Source organism: Granulicella aggregans (assembly GCF_014203275.1).
Taxonomy (GTDB): Bacteria; Acidobacteriota; Terriglobia; order Terriglobales; family Acidobacteriaceae; genus Edaphobacter.
In genome coordinates, this window is sequence record NZ_JACHIP010000001.1 from 810799 (window position 1) to 827695 (window position 16897).

The following is a 16897-nucleotide window of genomic DNA, read 5'->3' on the forward strand; positions in this document are numbered from 1 at the left end:
AATTCGCAGCGACTTCGCTGTTAAACGATATAAGCGTCGCGGATGCAACGATTTACCGTCCTTTCACGACGTGCGTTTAACCTCAAGTCACCCTCGCATAACCCTCTCGACAGCGCTGCGAACAGGACCCTCTTGGCAAACTTGATAGCAACTCCGACCAAACCGAACCGCCGCACCCAGTCGCCCGAGATCGATGACGACCCGCGCTGGCAGTTGGTGGAACGCATCGTCGCCTCCCCGTCCTTCGCCAAGTCAGAGCGCCTTTCGAGCTTCCTCACCTGTGTCTGCCAGCTCGCCCAAACCGGCCAGACCCACAACATCAACGAACAGTACATCGGCTCCGTCGTCTTCGGTCGCAACCCCGACTACGACCCCGGCATCGACAGCATCGTTCGATCCCACGCCAGCAGACTCCGCCATCGCCTCGGGCAATACTTCACCGAAGAGGGTGCCGAAGAAGAGCTTCTTCTGACTATTCCGAAGGGCGGATACATCCCGGTCTTCGAGACCCGCCAGGCCCCTCGCCCGACACAGATTGCGCCCTCCCAACCAGCAACGCCAAGACCCTTTCCCGACCCCGCAATCGTCATCGACCCCGAAATCTTCCCTTCGCAGAGCGTTCCGGCGCACGTATCCGCAGCCGAGACGTCAGGCGCGACTCCACGCGAAAACAAGATCCTCGTCAGGGCTCTCACTATCGCCCTGATCGTGACCACCCTCGTCGCGACGGCCAGCATCGGCGCTTTTCTGATGGAGCGCCGCCACGCCAGACCTTTCGTCGCTGTCAGCGAGAGCGTACCTCTCTTCTGGTCGAGTCTCTTCAATGCGAGCGACAGGACAAATGTCATCCTTGCCGATAGCGGCCTCGTCATCCTGCAAAACCTGACCAGGCGCCGCATTACCCTCGACACCTACCTCAACGGCGACTATCTTAAGAATCTTCCGCCATCCCCTTATCCCGCCGCCCAGACCGTCAACATCGGCATCCGGCGCTACACCTCCATCGTCGATGCCGGTATCGAGAACCACCTCTTCCACATCCCCGGCCTCAACATGGACCGCACCCAGTTCCGCTATGCTCGCGATCTACGCATGGACGATATCAAGCAGGGCAACCTCGTCCTTCTCGGCACCTATGAGTCAACCCCATGGGTCCAGCTCTTCGAGCCCTCGATGAACTTCTACTTCGAGAATGACCTTACTGCGGGGGTCTTCTCCATCGTCAACCGTTCTCCTCATCCGGGCGAGCAACGGAAGTACGACGCCACCGCCAGCGATCCAGACCACACCGTCTACGGTCTCGTCGCGTATCGCCCTACTCTGAGCGGTTCGGGCAAGGTTCTCATTCTCGAAGGCCAGTCCATGGCCGGCACCGAGACCGCTGCGGACTTCGTCTTCGACGACGGCTACCTGCTGCCCTTTCTACGCTCCATCCGCAAACCCGACGGTTCCATTCCCTACTTCGAGTTGCTTCTGCGTTCCCGGAGCATCGGGGTCGAGGCCTCTCGGCTGGAAGTAATCGCATCGCGGATTGAAGACCGCTAAGCCCGGCGGCGATGTGCGGCATACAGACCATGAATGCGATAGAACTCGGGAGCGCTGGCCTGGACCTGGGTGCTCATGATTTGGGCCACGAAGAAATCATGGCTTCCAAGATGGAGAACCTTTTCCACTTGAAGTTCAAGGACGGCGAGGCTGAATTCAGGGACAGGGATACCGAGAGTTCTGGAGGCAAATGTGCCAAAGGGCAAACGTGCAAAGTCAATTGAATTCTGGCTATGATTCGGTCCAAGCCCGCGCGCCAGTTCGGCATGCTCGAAGGGAATGGTGCTGATGGCAAGTTCTGCAGCTGCTGCCACCGCACCGGCGGACTTTTTGCTGCGGTTCAGGGCGAAGACGAAGTACCCTTCCTCAAACATGCCCATCAGGTTCATGGGAAAGATGTTGCCACTGCTGCCATGAAACAGGCTGACGAGGACGATGGGGCGCGGGCAGAAGAAGACGATCTCGTTGCATCGACTGTCGAGCGATGAAATTTGAGAACGTCCGGACCGGAGGGCCTTCCAACGCTCGCGCGCCAGGTAGAGAGATCGCATCCACCGCCGGTAGCTCGGAAGGCAGGTCTCGATACAGGCCGTTGCGCGATAAAGCCGCAACTCCGGGCCAGTAGTTGTGATGGTGTCCTGATAGTCCAGGTCGATCTGGCCGAGTAGTCGGCTGCTAGCAGTGCGCTCAACGAAATGAAGGGATACGCGCTGATGATCGGCGGCCTGTTCGAGTCCATCCGTCTCAAAGGCGATGCAGAAGATGCATGGCATCGGGCACGCCACGGAATGGCAGAAGGTAACGTCACGTGGTTCACCAAGGCCATGTAGCCACACTGCGACCTCCGTCTGCGGAGATTGAAGCGGAAGGTCGAAGGCGGTTGAGAATCCCGACTGCCCCAACAGGAAGGACCGAACAGCTGAACGCAGCTTGGCAACAAATCTCATTTGCGCGGAGCCACCAGCGTACGTTCGAGTTCGAGAAGCACACAATCGGCCATGTTGCGGAAGAGTGGAAGAGAGCCGATGCGGCGGTCGACCGCTGCAAGGAAATGGAGGAACCTCGGAAAGCGAGTTGCGAACGGCTCAGCATAAGACGGCGGAACAACAATGCCGATGCCTTTCCATCCGACCAGCCGGAATGCCGGCTGTATCTGGCGTTCGATCTGTTTGACCGTGGGCCTCTTGATGACGATGCCAGTGGTGCCTGCATAGTGAGTTCTCGGACTACGGAGACGATAAAAGGCCCGCCTCAGTCTGCCGTGCGCAAGAAACCACAGTATCTCGAGGGGCACGAAGCGCCCCATCATGCAGAGGATCAGGCGTGCATTCGGCTCCAGCAAACGTCCGAGGTCGTCGGCTACTTGATGCAGGTCTTCGACGCAGTTGAGTCCAGAGAAGTTGGAGAAAGCTCCGTCAAACGCGGCTTCTGCAACGAGCGTCGAGACGTGTTCCGTAGCCAGAACACGGAAGTCAGGAGACGGCGATACGTCTTCTTTCGCGGCGAGCGCTCTGGCGAGCTCAATCATGCGTGGAGAGAGGTCGCAGGCCACGACGTGGACGCCGCGGCGCGCGAGAAAGACTGCGTCAATACCGGTGCCGCAGTTAATCTCAAGTACGCGCCGCCCCGGCTGGAAGGATCGCGCGAGCGCCTGCTGAACGACGCTGCGGCGTATCTTTCCCACGATCGTTCCGCTGAAGTCCTCTTCGTACGTCTCGGCTGCGACGTTCCAGTAGATCTCAGCCGAGCTAAGCGGATTGGAAGGCGTCGCCACGCTCTCCAGCCTAGTAAGTCCTAAAGCCTAGGTTGTCACGCGATTGTCAGACCATTGTCATTTGCTTGAATGGGGATGGAAGTGACGGAATGCTGACAAATGCCTGACAAGCATTCACTCGAGCCTTGGCACACTAAAGGCGGAGTCGATATGCGCTCAGCAGAGAAAAAATCGGTGCCGCTCTGGAAGAGCGATGAACTCGACTCTCCCATTCCGCCTGTCGTCGAGCCTGCTTACTTCGATCAAGAGCTCAATGCGTGGGTGCTGAGCAGGCACGCCGATGTGCTGGCCGCGCTGCGATCTAGAAGCCTCGTGATGTATAGCTCTCAACTGCAGACAGAAGAAGACGAACGCGCTATGGCAAGGATGCGCGCACAGACGATCGAGGCACTGTCTCACGTGCAGCTTCGCACGTGGGCGGATGCGATCAGTCTCACGATCGACGAGACACTCGCATCCCTCCCAGAGGATCAGGTCGTAGACCTGCTGGAGGCCTATCTGCGTCCCGCCTGTCTCGCGCTCGCCGCAATGGTTACTGAGATAGAGGAGAAGGATGCGGCATCCCTAAGGGAACTCGCTCACTCCGTCTCGGCTTCCGCGGCAGAGCCCGCTGACCCCGTTCTGCGTGAGAACGCGCGAGCGGTCACACCAGAGCTTCAAGCATGCTTTCATGCGAAGGCGGAAAGTTTGCGCGATTCCGGATTTGTTGCCTTGTCGCACACTCTACCTTGCCTGCTCGCGAACGGATGCTATGCCCTTTTAGAGCACCCGGAGCAATGGACCATTCTGCACAAACAGCCCGCGTCAGTTGATCAAGCCATTGAGGAGCTTATGCGCTACGCCGGCTTGAGTCGGTATCTGCGGCGAAGAGCCACTGAGGACATCGTCCTTGCAGGGGCTTCTATTTCCAAGAATGATCAATTGATCCTGCGCATCGTTGCAGCGAACCACGACCCCGAGCGGTTTGCATGCCCCAACAGTCTGGAAGTCCTTCGCCGAGAAGCGGGACAGTTGACCCTAGGTGCCGGCCCGCATGCCTGTGTAGGAGCGAGTCTGCTACGCATGGCTTCGGCGGCGATACTGCGCCCACTATTGACGCGCTTCGCATCAGCCACGCTCAGCGGTTCTGTCGATTGGCACGGAGGATCCGGCTTTCGCGCCCCCACACAGCTGCCCGTAGTACTAAGAGAGACGCATCACGAGAAGGCGTGATGACCGGCCAATCTGCGGAACCAACAAAGCGAGGCAGGTTATGCAGATGATGGCGGCTGCAAACCAGAATCGTCCAAGATGATTCCACGCCGGAATCGGCTGTAGAACACGAGTTGCGACGAACGTGAAGGTGACCGCATACGATCGGACCATCCACACCCGATGCACAGCGAAGCGACGCCTCATCGCTGCATAGATGCCGCAGCCCGTTGTGATCACCCATGCTGCGGCCTGAAAGACGATCGCTACTTTAAAGTAGATCGCTTTAGGGTAGTGACTGTAAGCGGTCGACAATACCGCCAGTGGGGCAGCGAGGCCGACCGATGCAGCGTAAAGACGCCCTGCTATGCGATGAAGTTCTCTATGATGTTGGCGAAGACGGCGGGAGAATTGGAAAGGGCCGCCGATCAACGCAAAAGTTCCTGCGATAGCGTGTGGGATGAGTATCCACCGAAGGGCATGGAGCTGAATCTTCTCTTGTGGCTGCCTGAAGAGTGGTATCTCGCTGTAGAAGAGCACCGAGAGTGTCGCCAGGAGCATTGCTATCCAAACTATGTACTTCAGTCGTCGATCCGTCGCTCCTGGTGAATCCGGAATTTTATGAGCAGATGGCATATTTTGATGGAAACAAGTCGCTAAGACGTGAGGAGGGGTAACTCAGCGTCAAGCCTCTCCAGTATCCGGGCATATCGCTCGCGCGTTTCCAACGAGTGGGACGTCCGGGCAAGTTCCGATAACTCAATTTTTGAAGGCTTGAGTTGTAGCGGTAAAGCCTTCCAGTAATATTTGAGTTTGTCCTTAGGCCAATGGGCATAGACCTTCTCCCATGACCGCCTGCCCGAGCCAGTAAAGACAAGAGTTCCAGGATTGACAGGCTTGAGATAGCTTTGAAAGCGGCAGTCGAGCGAAATTCGTAGTTGGCTTGACCGATTAGGCGCAGCCTTATGCACCGTCAAACTATGAAAGAGTAGCAAGTCTCCGCTGTTGATAGTGCCGCCCACCCAGTCGTCACCGTGTTCAGTCCCTGCCGCAATGTACCCTGTTTGGCCGACGGTGGATTGGAGGCCATAACGGTGCGAGCCCTGCAGGATACAGAGAGGGCCAAGTTCTTCGGGGCAATTATGTAGCGGCATCCACGCGGTAAAGGTTTCGGCATCGCCGGCCACAGCAGTATGGTCTTGATGTGCGTGAATAACACCTGGTCCGAAGTTCGGAAAGATAAGCCGGGCGGCCGATTTGGGATGAATCAGCAGTTGCTCGCCGACAAGCATTTTCATCACGCGCTGCGCTTCACAGCTATGGGGCATCGCGTGAAAGCTGCGGAGGCCGAAGATGTAGTCGTACACTTTTTTATAGACCGGATCTCCATCAGAACAGGCGGCGTCTACATTTGCAATTCTGTCTATGGGATTGCTGTCAGGCAGAAGCCAGCCCGACACATAAAGAACGTCAGTGATCTCCTTCAGTAGAGGACCAAGAATCTCACGTGGGAGCAGATTACGTACTAAGACATAGCCGTGAAGATCCATCTCTTCTTTAAGGGAGACGGAGTCAAGACTGGCAGGGTCGATCTCGCGAAAAGCTTTCATCTGGGATTTGCCGAAGGTGATTCCCTGAGTCGAACCACATTGCAAGCCTATCCGCAGAAATCTTCAGAAATGTCATCAAAAGGTCACCGGATTGTCTTCTTTGTGCCCGCGCGAACTATTTCTTCAGACGACCCGCAGACTTCGTTCTTCGACTGAAGACTGGGCCATACTTAGCATCGGGCCGGCGAATCTCCCCAGCTTGAGACCGACCTCAAGCTGTAAACAGAGCGCATATTTTGAGAGGAGTCTGTTCGCCGTTGATTCACTGGAGCGGGAGACGGGGATCGAACCCGCAACCAACGGCTTGGGAAGCCGCTACTCTACCATTGAGCTACTCCCGCTTCTATCGAAATTATAACCGCTGTCACCGTTCGGCCTTATTGCAATCGAGACTGGCGTCCCAAACCGTGCCAAGGGCGAGGGCGCCGATTCGGCCGTTAACCACCCAACGCGAGCTATCGATCCCCCTTAGCACGTCTCGAAATTCTCTTTTGAGACGAGGCTATTCTTGATTCGAAGATACGAGCACCTTGGAGTAGGCGCTTGCGGGGATCACCTGACGGTCAATGCCAGGGCCCTCCCAGAGTAAAAGAGGTTGGTCGGAGATGGGGCCAGGCGGCGTCTGCGCGTTCTCAATGCCGCGCTTGCGTTCGATGCGGAGGGAATGATCTCCCGCAGTCAACGCGGCGCTGAGCCGCATCGGTTGAACGGAGTCGCCCTCCGAACCACATACCTGCGGACGCGCTTTCGGTGAGTGTACGGCTCGTCCATCAATGCTCATCGTCGACTCCAGGCTGGTGAGCAGAGTGAAGGTATATCCACCATCGGCGGGGACATGCAGGATGCGGTCGAAGATCTCTGCTCCATCCGGTGAAGCGGCTAAACCGCCGGAAGCCGACAAAGGTCTAGCCTGAGCGATCACGACCGGCTGGCTGCTCCATCCTTGCTGCGATTGCGAGCCATGGCCATCGATCACATGCAAGAGGACGCGAAAGCGGCCAGATCCATCAAGGAGCGTTCCTTCGGCGTCTGGAAAGCTGTGACGAATGGTATGGCCTTTGCCTCGTGTTCCATCGCCGAAGAACCATTCGAAGTGGCGGGTCTCGGTCGCCGAATCATCGGCGGTAAAGGTGACAAGCTGCTTCGGTCTGATCAGACCAGCAGTGTAGATGAAGTGGGCTTTGATGCTTGCCGATTCAATCACAGGCCTGCTAGCGCCTCCTGCAACGTCGATCGTTGCACCGTCGAAACCTTGCCCGGTTGCGCCAGAGAGCGTTACTCCGGATACATCGCCTTTCAGAATTGGGGCAACCATTGCCGGACCATCCATCGCCCAGATGTCTTTGAACGCAACATCGCGGACGCCGGGATTGGGCTGATCGATGTTGAAGAGCGAATACCAATCTTCCAGACGAATGTCGCGAAAGCGATAGTCGGTGTGGGAGCCTGCGCCTTCGGGATCCGCCCAAAGCTCAAAGAACGCGAAAGGCACCTTGCAGCCACCGTAGCCGGTGTGGATCACGTCCACGTTGCTCATGTGAAAATGGGCACTGTTGAAGGTCTTCTGTGGCCATGCCACACGGATCGTATTGGAGATGCTCGTCGAGGCGATCGTGTCTTCGATGGTGATGTTGGTCACATCATTTCCGGGATGGCGCATGAGCGCCAGGTCGTAGCCGTCCCAGTTGCCTTGCAGGGCAAATACATCGTCCGAGGCGCGGAAGAAGCCATGGCTGATCGTGGTGTCGCCGCCGCCGAGCCAGTCAATTCCATCCTGATTGGCATCGTTCGGATTGCCTCCAATGGCCTTGATGTTGAAGATGCCGATGTGCCGCGAGTCCTTCATCTGGATCTGCCAACTCCGGCTGCGCGTGATGCATGTGATCCCGTCAACCTCGATGTTGTGCGCTTCGTCCATGACGATGCAATGCCAGTTTTTCTTGTGTATCCATCCGGTATCCGAGTGCGGGTCCTGCGGGCCGTCATAGATGATCGTGCCGGTGCCCAGAACACGCACGTCATCCACCTGCCAGATGTTGAGCGAGCCGAAGACAACCGCGCCACCGGCAAGATAGATCGTATCCCCGGCACTGGCATCGATATCTTCGTGATGGACTCCGGGACCGTAGTACCGGACGTGCGGAGTTGCACTGGTGATACCGGAGTGGTCGATAGGGTTGGCGAAGAGGAAGAGGATCTCTGCGTCGGCGAAGTGGTCGCCCGGACGTGTGATCGTCAGCTTCGAAGAACCGGTCATGGTGAAGCTGATCGTCGCTCCGTGCCGAACTGGACGGATGCCAAGCCGCATCGGCTGAATCTCGACTCCTCCGTCCCAGAAATGCGGATCGTCTGCAGTGACCGAGACCTTGACTGCTCCAGAGGCATCGAAGTTCAGCAGGTAGTATCCCGTCGCTGCATGCAGAACGTTCGTGCTGCGTCCATTCAGGCTCACGCGAAAGTGCGAACAGCTTACTTCATCAGGGACCGGATACATGACCAGTTGCGGTGGCACACGGCTCGCGCGCAATGTTTGACCGAAAACAGTCGTGGAAATCCAGAGGATTGATAGGACAACAAAGACTGGGCACTTGCGTGAAGCGAAAAAGCAGGGCATTTGTTCAGATGACTCCGGGACAGAACTTGCGCTGAAGATGGGCCTACTTGTGGCACGTCCCAACGTACTACGCTTTGCGGCATGTCGGTCAGGATAGCCCTTGGCGCGGGCAGCGGCATGATCGTGACCCCGTTGCTACTGTAGATGCGTTTCGACTCCTTCTCACTATTCTTCCTTGACCTTCCTTTACTCAGATCGCATGGCCCTCCATCTCCACTTCCGTGCTATGGAGTGATTCGGAACGGGGTGGGATCATCTCGAAATGTGATTCGCCCTCATCTCCTGATCTTCCTCTTCCAGACCGCCGGTTTAGGAAGTCATTCCACTATCCACGACATCCGAGCAGCTTGCGGCGTGATGGGGAAGAACGGCATGGGGTAAACAATTTGTCTTCATAACCCCGCCATCGAGTCATGCTGCATCGCGCTCGAAAGCCCTGGAGTTCCTAATGCCGCATCAAAAAAAGGATTGCGATTACTGTCCGCCCCCTCATCACCCCAAGCCTCCGGTTCCCTGTCATCCGCGCGATTGGGAGATGCATCCCTCATGGATTGCTGGAATGGAAGCCTTAAACGCCTACGGCGACTGGGTGAGCTCATTCGTCTTGCACATCGCCTTCCAGTGGATTGAAGAACACAAGCCGGAGGTCTACGCTTCCGTGCCCGAGGAGCTTAAGGATGACGTCGGGGTGGCCATTGCCGCCGCATTCAAGCTGGTCAAAGAGCTTCCGGCCTACCAAAGAGGGATGGAGAAGAGGGCAGCTTACGAGGCCGAGATGGCCAGTGGGACTTACGATTCTTCGAAGACCAACCCGGTGTGGACGGGTCTTGTAAAGAAGGTCCGGACCAGTACAGAGGAAGCGTTCACGGAGCAGGCATCGCTGCTTGGGGACACAGAAAAATAAGACCGGCCACTAACTCGCTATCACAATGCCAGAGATGCTGTACCACGACCATGACCTTGCCGGTCAAGGATAGGTACAGCCGCTCTGGCTTTGTCGTCGTTGTCCGGCTGAGTCCCACAACAAATGCGGTGCTGGACGGCGCGGAGGCCATAAAGATTCCAACTCGACACGACCAGGCACGGCGAATTCTCGCTGCTCTAACGAGGCGTCGCTAGTCCGCTCTCGTTTTGATCCTCGCTAAACGAGGTCTCCATCTCAGCGTGCACGACGCAGTTACGTCCACTGTTCTTGGCCCTGTAGAGGGCTGCATCGACAGCACGAATTACCGTCTCGGCATCGTCATGGGATGAAAGAACCGAGGCCACGCCAAAGCTCGCGGTTACCTGCAGCAACGTGTCGCCATCCCAAATGTGCGCCGATTGCACGGCCGCCCGCAGTTGTTCGCCACGGACGAGCGCACTTTCTATCTCGCAATTTGGCAGGATAAGTAGAAACTCTTCGCCGCCGTACCGTCCCACGCAGTCATAGGGACGAAGAGTGCGCATAAAGACTGTGCCGATCTCCTTCAGAACCAGGTCGCCTGCCAGGTGGCCAAAGGTATCGTTGACCTTCTTGAAATGATCGACATCGGCGATTATCACGCTCAGCGGGGTCCCATCGCGAAGAGAGCGGACCATCTCTTCACCCAACCGTTCGACAATGACGCGGTGATTCAACAGACCGGTCAAACCATCGTGCTCCGCGTGATGACGCATGCGGTTGCTTTCGTGCAGAAGTTCCAACTTCTCCCGTTCCAGAACGTCCTGGCGGAGTTGGTCCTCGCGAACGCTGTTATAGGCCGCGTAAACAATTGCGATAAGCAGAAGTGTTCCAGCGAGCGTGCCCAGCGATATACCATTGCCATCGACATAAAAGAGCGGCAAATCAATCTTGTCCGCGATGGGCCAACCCGTGAACTGACGGCCTTGCTTCACTGTGTCGGTGAAGAAGAGCATCATCTCGTCGAGAAATGCGAGGACGGCCACCAGCCAGCGCGCCGAATCAAACCGCTTGCGCCGCAAAAGCGCATAGCCCACCAGTGCCAGCGGAAAAGCTTCAAACGGGATAGTGAAAAACGTCAATAACGCATCGGATGCCTGGGCAAGCGCGGTCCATTGCGGATTTAAACTGAGCGCAACCATCGCTCCATCCGCCACTTCAAAGACGGTGTAGATGCAAGCAAGAGTCTGCGTGACGCGGCAAATGACACGGTTCTCATGGAGGGAGAGAAGCCAGAGAAGAAGAAACCAGAGCGATATGTCCTGCAATGCATGCAGGGGTTGTGCAGCTCCCATGGCGAGAGGATAAGGTAATCCGAGGTGAGCATTCAGCAGCATCAGAATCGCAGGTTGAACAATGGCAAAGCCTGCCGTCCAGAACAAGACCCATCGTCTACGTGCTTGCAACCAGATAAGAAAGCTTAGCAACGCGATTACGGCGCAAAGCAGATTAGCGCCGAAATGGAGTTGCCGGCTTCGCAGCCACCGATACTCATACGCGGCCTTGGCAGTCGCAATGGCATCGGGGCTTCCGATCAGTGGTGCACCATCAAACCCGCCACGCTCGCCGGAATCATCGGAGAGCAAGGGGCGTCTCCATACACGCACAGCCAAGACGCCCTGCTGCACGCGGCCAAGTTCAAAGGTCTGCATCGGCTGCGAGATGTACCAAAGGGGGCGGGGTGGCAGCCTGCCATTGCGCCCGACGAGCGAACCGTTCCAATAGATCTCGTACGAATCGTGCATCTTCGGCACTAGAAGTGAAATCTCCTGAGCCATGCCGGGAGCCTGGACGAGAGCGATAGAACACCGGTACCAGGCCATGCCTGTGAGCCGCGCATGCCCCTGATTGCCCCACGGCCGGTCTGCGCTCAGCTGCTCCCACGCAGAGCTATCGAATGCGGGGCTCGCCCACGCTGTATCGTCTCCAGGGTGAAATTGCCATGTGCCGTTAAGCGTGAACGTTCCCTCTCCGAGCTCTTTGATCACGATAGGAGAGGTCGCCGTACTCTTGATGCTTGCGGGCGTCGCATGTGCCGAGCAGGAGAAGGCAAGCAGAACTATTGCAACGATGCGGTGCAGGGCAAAATGGCCGGAGGGCATATTCGCCTAGCATACAAAGTTATATTTAGGTTTGCGCAGAAATTTGGGCATGGTCCCCACCACCGCCAAGACATGAGTCCAATACCCCCGCAGGCCATCTAACAATTTGACTTTCAGTTGTGTCCGCCGGTCGTTACAGCCGACCGAAACCGTAAGGAAGTTCCATGAAAATTCCCGCTCTTGTCCTATTCGTTCTCTCCTCCGGAAGCCTGATTCTGCCCTCACTCTCGTCCGCCCAGAACGTTCCTGCCCACTGGAGCGGCACGGCCCTCGTCCACGGCCAGCAGGTGCCCGTGAATCTCGACCTGTCGCCTGCAACCAAGGACGGACACATCAGCGGAAGCCTCATCAACGCTGGCGAATCTTCCATCTCCAGCAGCGGAGAGCTCACCGGCACACATCTTCTCCTGCACTTCGACTACTTCGCCCGCAAGCTCGAAGGTACTCTGACTCCTCAGTCCTTCAACGGCACATTCGGCACGGCAACTGGAACGCCGATTCCCATCGAGCTGCAACCGGGCGCGCTCGACCAACCAACCACCGCAGTAGTAAGTGATTTCGCCATCACTGGCGACTGGGAGATCGCCGTCAAATCCCCTAAAGGGGAGTCGGCATGGACGCTTCGTGTCTCTCCCTCCGGTAGCCGGCCTCCGGTCAAGGCCGTGATCCTGCGTATCGATGGCGACACCGGCGGCCTCTACGGCTCCTTCGACGCCGCAGCGAACGAGTACCGAGTAAGCCACTTGTCCGCCGCTGGCGCTGCGCTCTACTCTTTGAAGCCGCAACAGGATGGAACCCTGCTGGTCACGAATCTCCTTCGCGACAATCAGCAGTGGACCGCTCGACGTCCCGCGGAGGCCCGAAAAGAAAATCTTGCGCCGCCGACGAAGACGACCGACCAGACTGGCGTTATCGATCCCTCAAAGCCGCTTCAGTTCTCTGCGACAAGTCTTGCCGGCGAGACCGTCACCGAAGCCGATCCGCGCTTCAAAGGCAAGGTCGTCATCGTGGCGATCGGTGGAAGCTGGTGCCCCAACTGCCACGATGAAGCCCCTTTTCTCGTCGAGCTTTACAACCGCTATCACGCGAAGGGCCTCGAGATCGTCGATCTCTCCTTTGAAGAAGAAGACGAATTGAAGGATCCGCAGCGCCTCCGCGCGTTCATCGCGAAGTACCATATCCCATACACGGTGCTGCTTGCCGGAACGCCCGAACAGCTCAATTCAAAGCTGCCTCAGGGCAGGAACCTCAACTGCTGGCCAACGGCCTTCTTCGTCGGTCGCGATGGCTTGGTGAAGGAGACGCATACGGGGTTCTCGGGCCCTGCGACCGAAGCGGCCTACACTCAGCTCCGACAGGAGACAGAGAAGCTTGTGCAGGGGCTTCTAAACTAGCCTGTGGAACGAACGGGCCCTAATCGCCCGCCATCAGCAGGTCGCCACTCTCCTGCTCCACCTTCGCAGGCCACCACAACTGAAAACTAGTCCCTCTCCCGACAGCCGAATCCACCTTCACCTCACCATGATGCTTGTCCATGAGGTGCTTCACCGTCCACAATCCAATCCCGTTGCCCTTGTTCCCTTTGGTCGACATACCGAAGCTGAATAGGTTCCGCATTATCTCCGGGTCGATCCCCGGACCGGTATCGCTCACTGTCACCTGCACGCCGTCTTCTTCGCCAGCTACTTGCACCAATACCCTCGACCCACGCCCACCCGCCGCCTCACACGCGTTACGAATGATGTTGAGAAGGATCTGGCGAATCTCCCCCGGAAAAGCCTCAACCACGCAGTTGCCGGAGATCTCCACTTGGAAGTCCAGGCCTTTTTCGCGAATCAGCGGGTTCAACAGGAAGCGGACCGATTCGAGCGCCAGTGCCATATCGATCTCTTCTCTTCTCTTTGTCTCGCGCATGAAGGAAAGTGTCGAATCAGAGATCGCTAGTACCCTCGCCGCCTCTTCAGTCGTAGTGAGCGCGAGCGCTGCAATATCTGGCGAGATCCCTTCGGTATGTTGAATCAAAAATTGCAGGTTCTGGATGGCCTCAAGCGGCCCGCGTATCTCGTGGCTCACCGCTGCGGAGATACGGCTCCACTCCTCAAGCTTCTGTGCCGAGATCAGGCTCTCCTGCAACTGGAGCCGCTCTGCCTCTACGTTCTGAAGCCGGGCACTGTAGTCGTTGACACCGAAGCCGATTTGGCCCGCACGCCGGATTAGCATGATCGCCACATACGCCGAAAGAACGGCAGTTAGTACGTTCGTCCACGCATCCACCCAGAATATCGGCGTCCAGGTCGTAATCACCTCCAGCAGGTGCGTAGACCCGCAGGCCACGATGAATAGCGCGAAGCCTACAAGGAAGTATGCCCAGTCGCGCGCAATCACTTTCCCGGTTCGCCTGACCAGGAATAACAAGGTGAGACATATGCTCAGGTAGCTCAGGAAGGTGATCGCGTTCGTCACGACCATCGTCCATATCAGTCGTGGCGCGGCAGCCCAGCAAACGGCGTGAGGCATCAAGGCAACGGGATCCAGCATGGCTACATTCCAGTCTTTGGTTAGCTACAGAGAGCAGCAAGCCTGCGAATATCCGCGCTCAGTCATGCTCTCTCAGTCAACTCCCCAAAACAGTTTCGAGCAACTTCAGCCGTATTTCAGCTTACTCGTTCATACTTCCTAAGACAAAGCATCTGCTGCGGTACACATCGGTCGCAACGTCGTCCGACCGCCGTCAGATCCGAGTCGAGCGCAGCCGCAGCGAGTTGGCAATCACCGAGACCGAACTGAAGCTCATCGCCGCCGCTGAGATCATCGGACTAAGGAGAACGCCGAAGAAAGGAAACAACACCCCACCAGCAATCGGCACACCTATCGCGTTGTAAAAAAAGGCGAAGAAAAGATTCTGCCGGATATTCCGCATCGTCGCCTGGCTGAGTTCATGCGCCTTCGCGACCCCGCGCAGGTCGCCACGCACCAGCGTGATTCCGCCCGCCTCCATCGCAACGTCCGTGCCTGTGCCCATCGCAACGCCTACGTTCGCCTGCGCCAGCGCCGGAGCATCATTCACTCCGTCGCCCGCCATCGCAACGATCCGACCCTCCGCCTGAAGACGCTTCACCAAGTCAGCCTTCTGCTGCGGTAGAACGTCAGCCTCGAAGTCGATTCCCAGCCTGCCTGCGACCGCAGCGGCCGTAATGCGGTTGTCGCCGGTCACCATGATGACCTTAATCCCCTTGCTCAAGAGTTGCGCCAGAGCCTCTTCTGTCGTCGCCTTGATCGGGTCGGCAACTGCTATCAGTCCGGCCAAAGTGCTATCAACTGCGACATACATCACCGTCTGCCCTTCACGCTGCAGAGCCTCGGCCCGATCGCGCAATCCTTCAACGGATGTGCCCGATTTCACAATGCCCGCAGCATTCGCCACGGTCACGCCTCTTCCCTGCACCATACCGGAGATGCCTGTCCCGGTCGCAGACTGAAAGGCCTCAACCGCTGCCATCTCCAACCCGCGATCACGAGCCGCCGCGATCACTGCCGCAGCTAGCGGATGTTCGCTAGCCTTCTCCAGGCTCGCCGCCAACCGAAGAACCTCGGTCTCCTCGAATCCCTCCGCCGCCACAACCACAGTGACCTTCGGCTTGCCCTCGGTCAGCGTGCCAGTCTTGTCGACCACCAGCGTGTCGACCTTCTCCATCGTCTCGAGCGCCTCGGCGTTGCGAAACAGGATGCCCTCGTGCGCTCCCCGGCCCGTGCCCACCATAATCGCCATCGGCGTCGCGAGTCCCAGCGCACAGGGACAAGCAATGATCAGCACAGCAACAGCATTCACCAGCGCATGCGCATACTGCGGCGCAGGCCCATAGAACGCCCATGCAACGAACGTCGCAACAGCGGCCAGCAGCACCGCCGGCACAAAGTACCCAGCCACTCGGTCCGCCAGCCGCTGGATCGGCGCGCGCGTCCGCTGCGCCTCGCTCACCATCTTCACAATCTGCGCCAACAGCGTGTCGGAGCCAACGCGCTCCGTTCGCATCGTGAACGTGCCTGTCCCGTTGATCGTGCCGCCTATTACCTTCGCATCTTTCTCCTTCTCGACAGAGATCGGCTCGCCGCTGACCATCGACTCATCGACCGAACTTGCCCCATCGACCACGACGCCGTCCGTGGGCACTCGCTCGCCCGGTCTGACGCGCAAGCGGTCACCCACATGCACCTCGGCGAGATCGACATCGTGCTCGCTTCCATCAGTTGCAACCCGCCGTGCCGTCTTGGGAGTGAGGCCGAGCAGCGCCTTGATCGCCGATCCTGTCTGGCTCCGCGCCCTCAACTCCAGCACCTGCCCCAGCAACACCAGCACGGTGATCACCGCCGCCGCCTCGAAGTACAGCCCCACCTTTCCATCCGGCATGCGGAACGATGCGGGAACGGCACCCGGCGCGGCCACAGCCACAACGCTGTATAGATACGCCGCGCCTGAGCCAATCGCGATGAGCGTGAACATGTTTAGACTGCGGTTGACGATCGAAGCCCATCCCCGTTGAAAGAACGGCCACCCACCCCACAGAACAACTGGAGTCGCAATGGCAAACTCGAACCATCCCAACCCGCCACCCAGAAGATGCTGCAATGGCTGCCCCGGCATCAGTTCCGACACCATGATCGCGAGCAGCGGCAGCGTAAGCGCCACGCCTGTCCAGAACCTCCGCGTCATGCTCTCCAACTCCGGATTCGCCTCATCGAGCGTGACGGTCATCGGCTCCAGCGCCATCCCGCACTTCGGACACGCCCCCGGCTGGTCGCGAACGATCTCCGGATCCATCGGGCACGTGTACTTCATCCCCGGTGCAGCCTGAATGGGAGCCTCGGGCGCGGGCTTCGGCTGCAGGTACTTCATCGGATCGGCACTGAACTTAGCCGCGCAGCCTTTCCCGCAGAAGTAGAAGCTCTCGCCCTCAAACTCGATCGTGGCTGCCGCCTTAGCCGGGTCAACCTTCATGCCACAAACGGGATCGATCGCAACCACAGCCGGATCTATCAAACTGGTCGTCATCTGTACCTTCTATCTGATCAGATGCTAGCGCCATCCGGTTGAATCAACGTTGCCCTCCCGCGTGTGTT

At 57.9% G+C, this 16897-nt stretch carries 12 protein-coding genes and 1 tRNA gene; 4 read left to right on the top strand and 9 right to left on the bottom strand.

The genetic code is table 11. The features are described from left to right. The first annotated feature begins 132 nt into the window (after window positions 1–132). A complete protein-coding gene (locus HDF16_RS03385) occupies window positions 133–1545 on the top strand; it encodes a hypothetical protein (protein WP_184213721.1) in 1413 nt (470 codons plus the stop codon). Here HDF16_RS03385 and HDF16_RS03390 read toward each other — a convergent pair. Further along, the gene (locus tag HDF16_RS03390) at window positions 1542–2318 is read right to left on the bottom strand and encodes a flavin reductase (protein WP_221312450.1); all 777 of its coding nucleotides are present in this window, start codon (window positions 2316–2318) and stop codon (window positions 1542–1544) included. The genes HDF16_RS03385 and HDF16_RS03390 overlap by 4 nt on opposite strands. Before the next feature lie 170 nt (window positions 2319–2488). Further along, window positions 2489–3319, bottom strand: coding sequence for a methyltransferase domain-containing protein (locus HDF16_RS03395; RefSeq protein ID WP_184213723.1), 831 nt, complete (start codon window positions 3317–3319; stop codon window positions 2489–2491). Between the two features lie 150 nt (window positions 3320–3469). On the opposite strand from HDF16_RS03395, the gene HDF16_RS03400 reads away from it, so the two are divergent. Further along, window positions 3470–4531, top strand: a complete 1062-nt coding sequence (locus tag HDF16_RS03400) for a cytochrome P450 (protein WP_184213724.1) — start codon at window positions 3470–3472, stop codon at window positions 4529–4531. On the opposite strand, the gene HDF16_RS03405 is transcribed toward HDF16_RS03400, so the two are convergent. From HDF16_RS03405 to HDF16_RS03420, 4 genes are all read right to left on the bottom strand, one after another. Beyond that, window positions 4502–5071, bottom strand: a complete 570-nt coding sequence (locus HDF16_RS03405) for a DUF2306 domain-containing protein (RefSeq protein WP_184213725.1) — start codon at window positions 5069–5071, stop codon at window positions 4502–4504. The two genes, HDF16_RS03400 and HDF16_RS03405, sit on opposite strands and share 30 nt — an antisense overlap. A gap of 95 nt (window positions 5072–5166) precedes the next feature. Beyond that, window positions 5167–6120 (bottom strand): phytanoyl-CoA dioxygenase family protein, encoded by a 954-nt coding sequence (locus tag HDF16_RS03410; protein ID WP_184213726.1) that lies wholly within the window; start codon window positions 6118–6120, stop codon window positions 5167–5169. Between the two features lie 266 nt (window positions 6121–6386). Further along, window positions 6387–6461 (bottom strand) — tRNA-Gly (locus tag HDF16_RS03415). A 161-nt stretch (window positions 6462–6622) separates the two neighbouring features. Beyond that, the gene (locus HDF16_RS03420; RefSeq protein WP_221312451.1) at window positions 6623–8632 is read right to left on the bottom strand and encodes a hypothetical protein; all 2010 of its coding nucleotides are present in this window, start codon (window positions 8630–8632) and stop codon (window positions 6623–6625) included. Between the two features lie 661 nt (window positions 8633–9293). Here HDF16_RS03420 and HDF16_RS03425 point away from each other — a divergent pair. Further along, window positions 9294–9638: a hypothetical protein gene (locus HDF16_RS03425; RefSeq protein WP_246408621.1), complete on the top strand. Its 345-nt coding sequence runs from the start codon at window positions 9294–9296 to the stop codon at window positions 9636–9638. Window positions 9639–9835: 197 nt separating this feature from the next. Here the strand turns inward: HDF16_RS03425 and HDF16_RS03430 are convergent, their stop codons facing one another. Further along, window positions 9836–11779 carry a GGDEF domain-containing protein gene (locus tag HDF16_RS03430; RefSeq protein ID WP_184213729.1) on the bottom strand — a complete coding sequence of 648 codons (1944 nt, stop codon included), beginning with the start codon at window positions 11777–11779 and terminating at the stop codon, window positions 9836–9838. A 164-nt stretch (window positions 11780–11943) separates the two neighbouring features. Here HDF16_RS03430 and HDF16_RS03435 point away from each other — a divergent pair, with 164 nt between their 5' ends. Next, complete coding sequence (locus HDF16_RS03435; protein WP_184213730.1) at window positions 11944–13173, top strand: TlpA disulfide reductase family protein; 1230 nt, start codon at window positions 11944–11946, stop codon at window positions 13171–13173. A 19-nt stretch (window positions 13174–13192) separates the two neighbouring features. Here the strand turns inward: HDF16_RS03435 and HDF16_RS03440 are convergent, their stop codons facing one another. After that, a complete protein-coding gene (locus HDF16_RS03440; protein WP_184213731.1) occupies window positions 13193–14317 on the bottom strand; it encodes a sensor histidine kinase in 1125 nt (374 codons plus the stop codon). A 193-nt stretch (window positions 14318–14510) separates the two neighbouring features. Then, a complete protein-coding gene (locus tag HDF16_RS03445) occupies window positions 14511–16829 on the bottom strand; it encodes a heavy metal translocating P-type ATPase (RefSeq protein WP_184213732.1) in 2319 nt (772 codons plus the stop codon). Window positions 16830–16897: the final 68 nt, after the last annotated feature.

Excerpts from the sequence above, each read along its gene's own strand:
- HDF16_RS03390 (WP_221312450.1), bottom strand. The coding sequence starts at position 2,318 with ATGCCATGCATCTTCTGCATCGCCTTTGAGACGGATGGACTCGAACAG.
- HDF16_RS03400 (WP_184213724.1), top strand. The coding sequence starts at position 3,470 with ATGCGCTCAGCAGAGAAAAAATCGGTGCCGCTCTGGAAGAGCGATGAA.
- HDF16_RS03405 (WP_184213725.1), bottom strand. The coding sequence starts at position 5,071 with ATGCTCCTGGCGACACTCTCGGTGCTCTTCTACAGCGAGATACCACTC.
- HDF16_RS03410 (WP_184213726.1), bottom strand. The coding sequence starts at position 6,120 with ATGAAAGCTTTTCGCGAGATCGACCCTGCCAGTCTTGACTCCGTCTCC.
- HDF16_RS03425 (WP_246408621.1), top strand. The coding sequence starts at position 9,294 with ATGGAAGCCTTAAACGCCTACGGCGACTGGGTGAGCTCATTCGTCTTG.
- HDF16_RS03430 (WP_184213729.1), bottom strand. The coding sequence starts at position 11,779 with ATGCCCTCCGGCCATTTTGCCCTGCACCGCATCGTTGCAATAGTTCTG.
- HDF16_RS03435 (WP_184213730.1), top strand. The coding sequence starts at position 11,944 with ATGAAAATTCCCGCTCTTGTCCTATTCGTTCTCTCCTCCGGAAGCCTG.
- HDF16_RS03440 (WP_184213731.1), bottom strand. The coding sequence starts at position 14,317 with ATGCTGGATCCCGTTGCCTTGATGCCTCACGCCGTTTGCTGGGCTGCC.
- HDF16_RS03445 (WP_184213732.1), bottom strand. The coding sequence starts at position 16,829 with ATGACGACCAGTTTGATAGATCCGGCTGTGGTTGCGATCGATCCCGTT.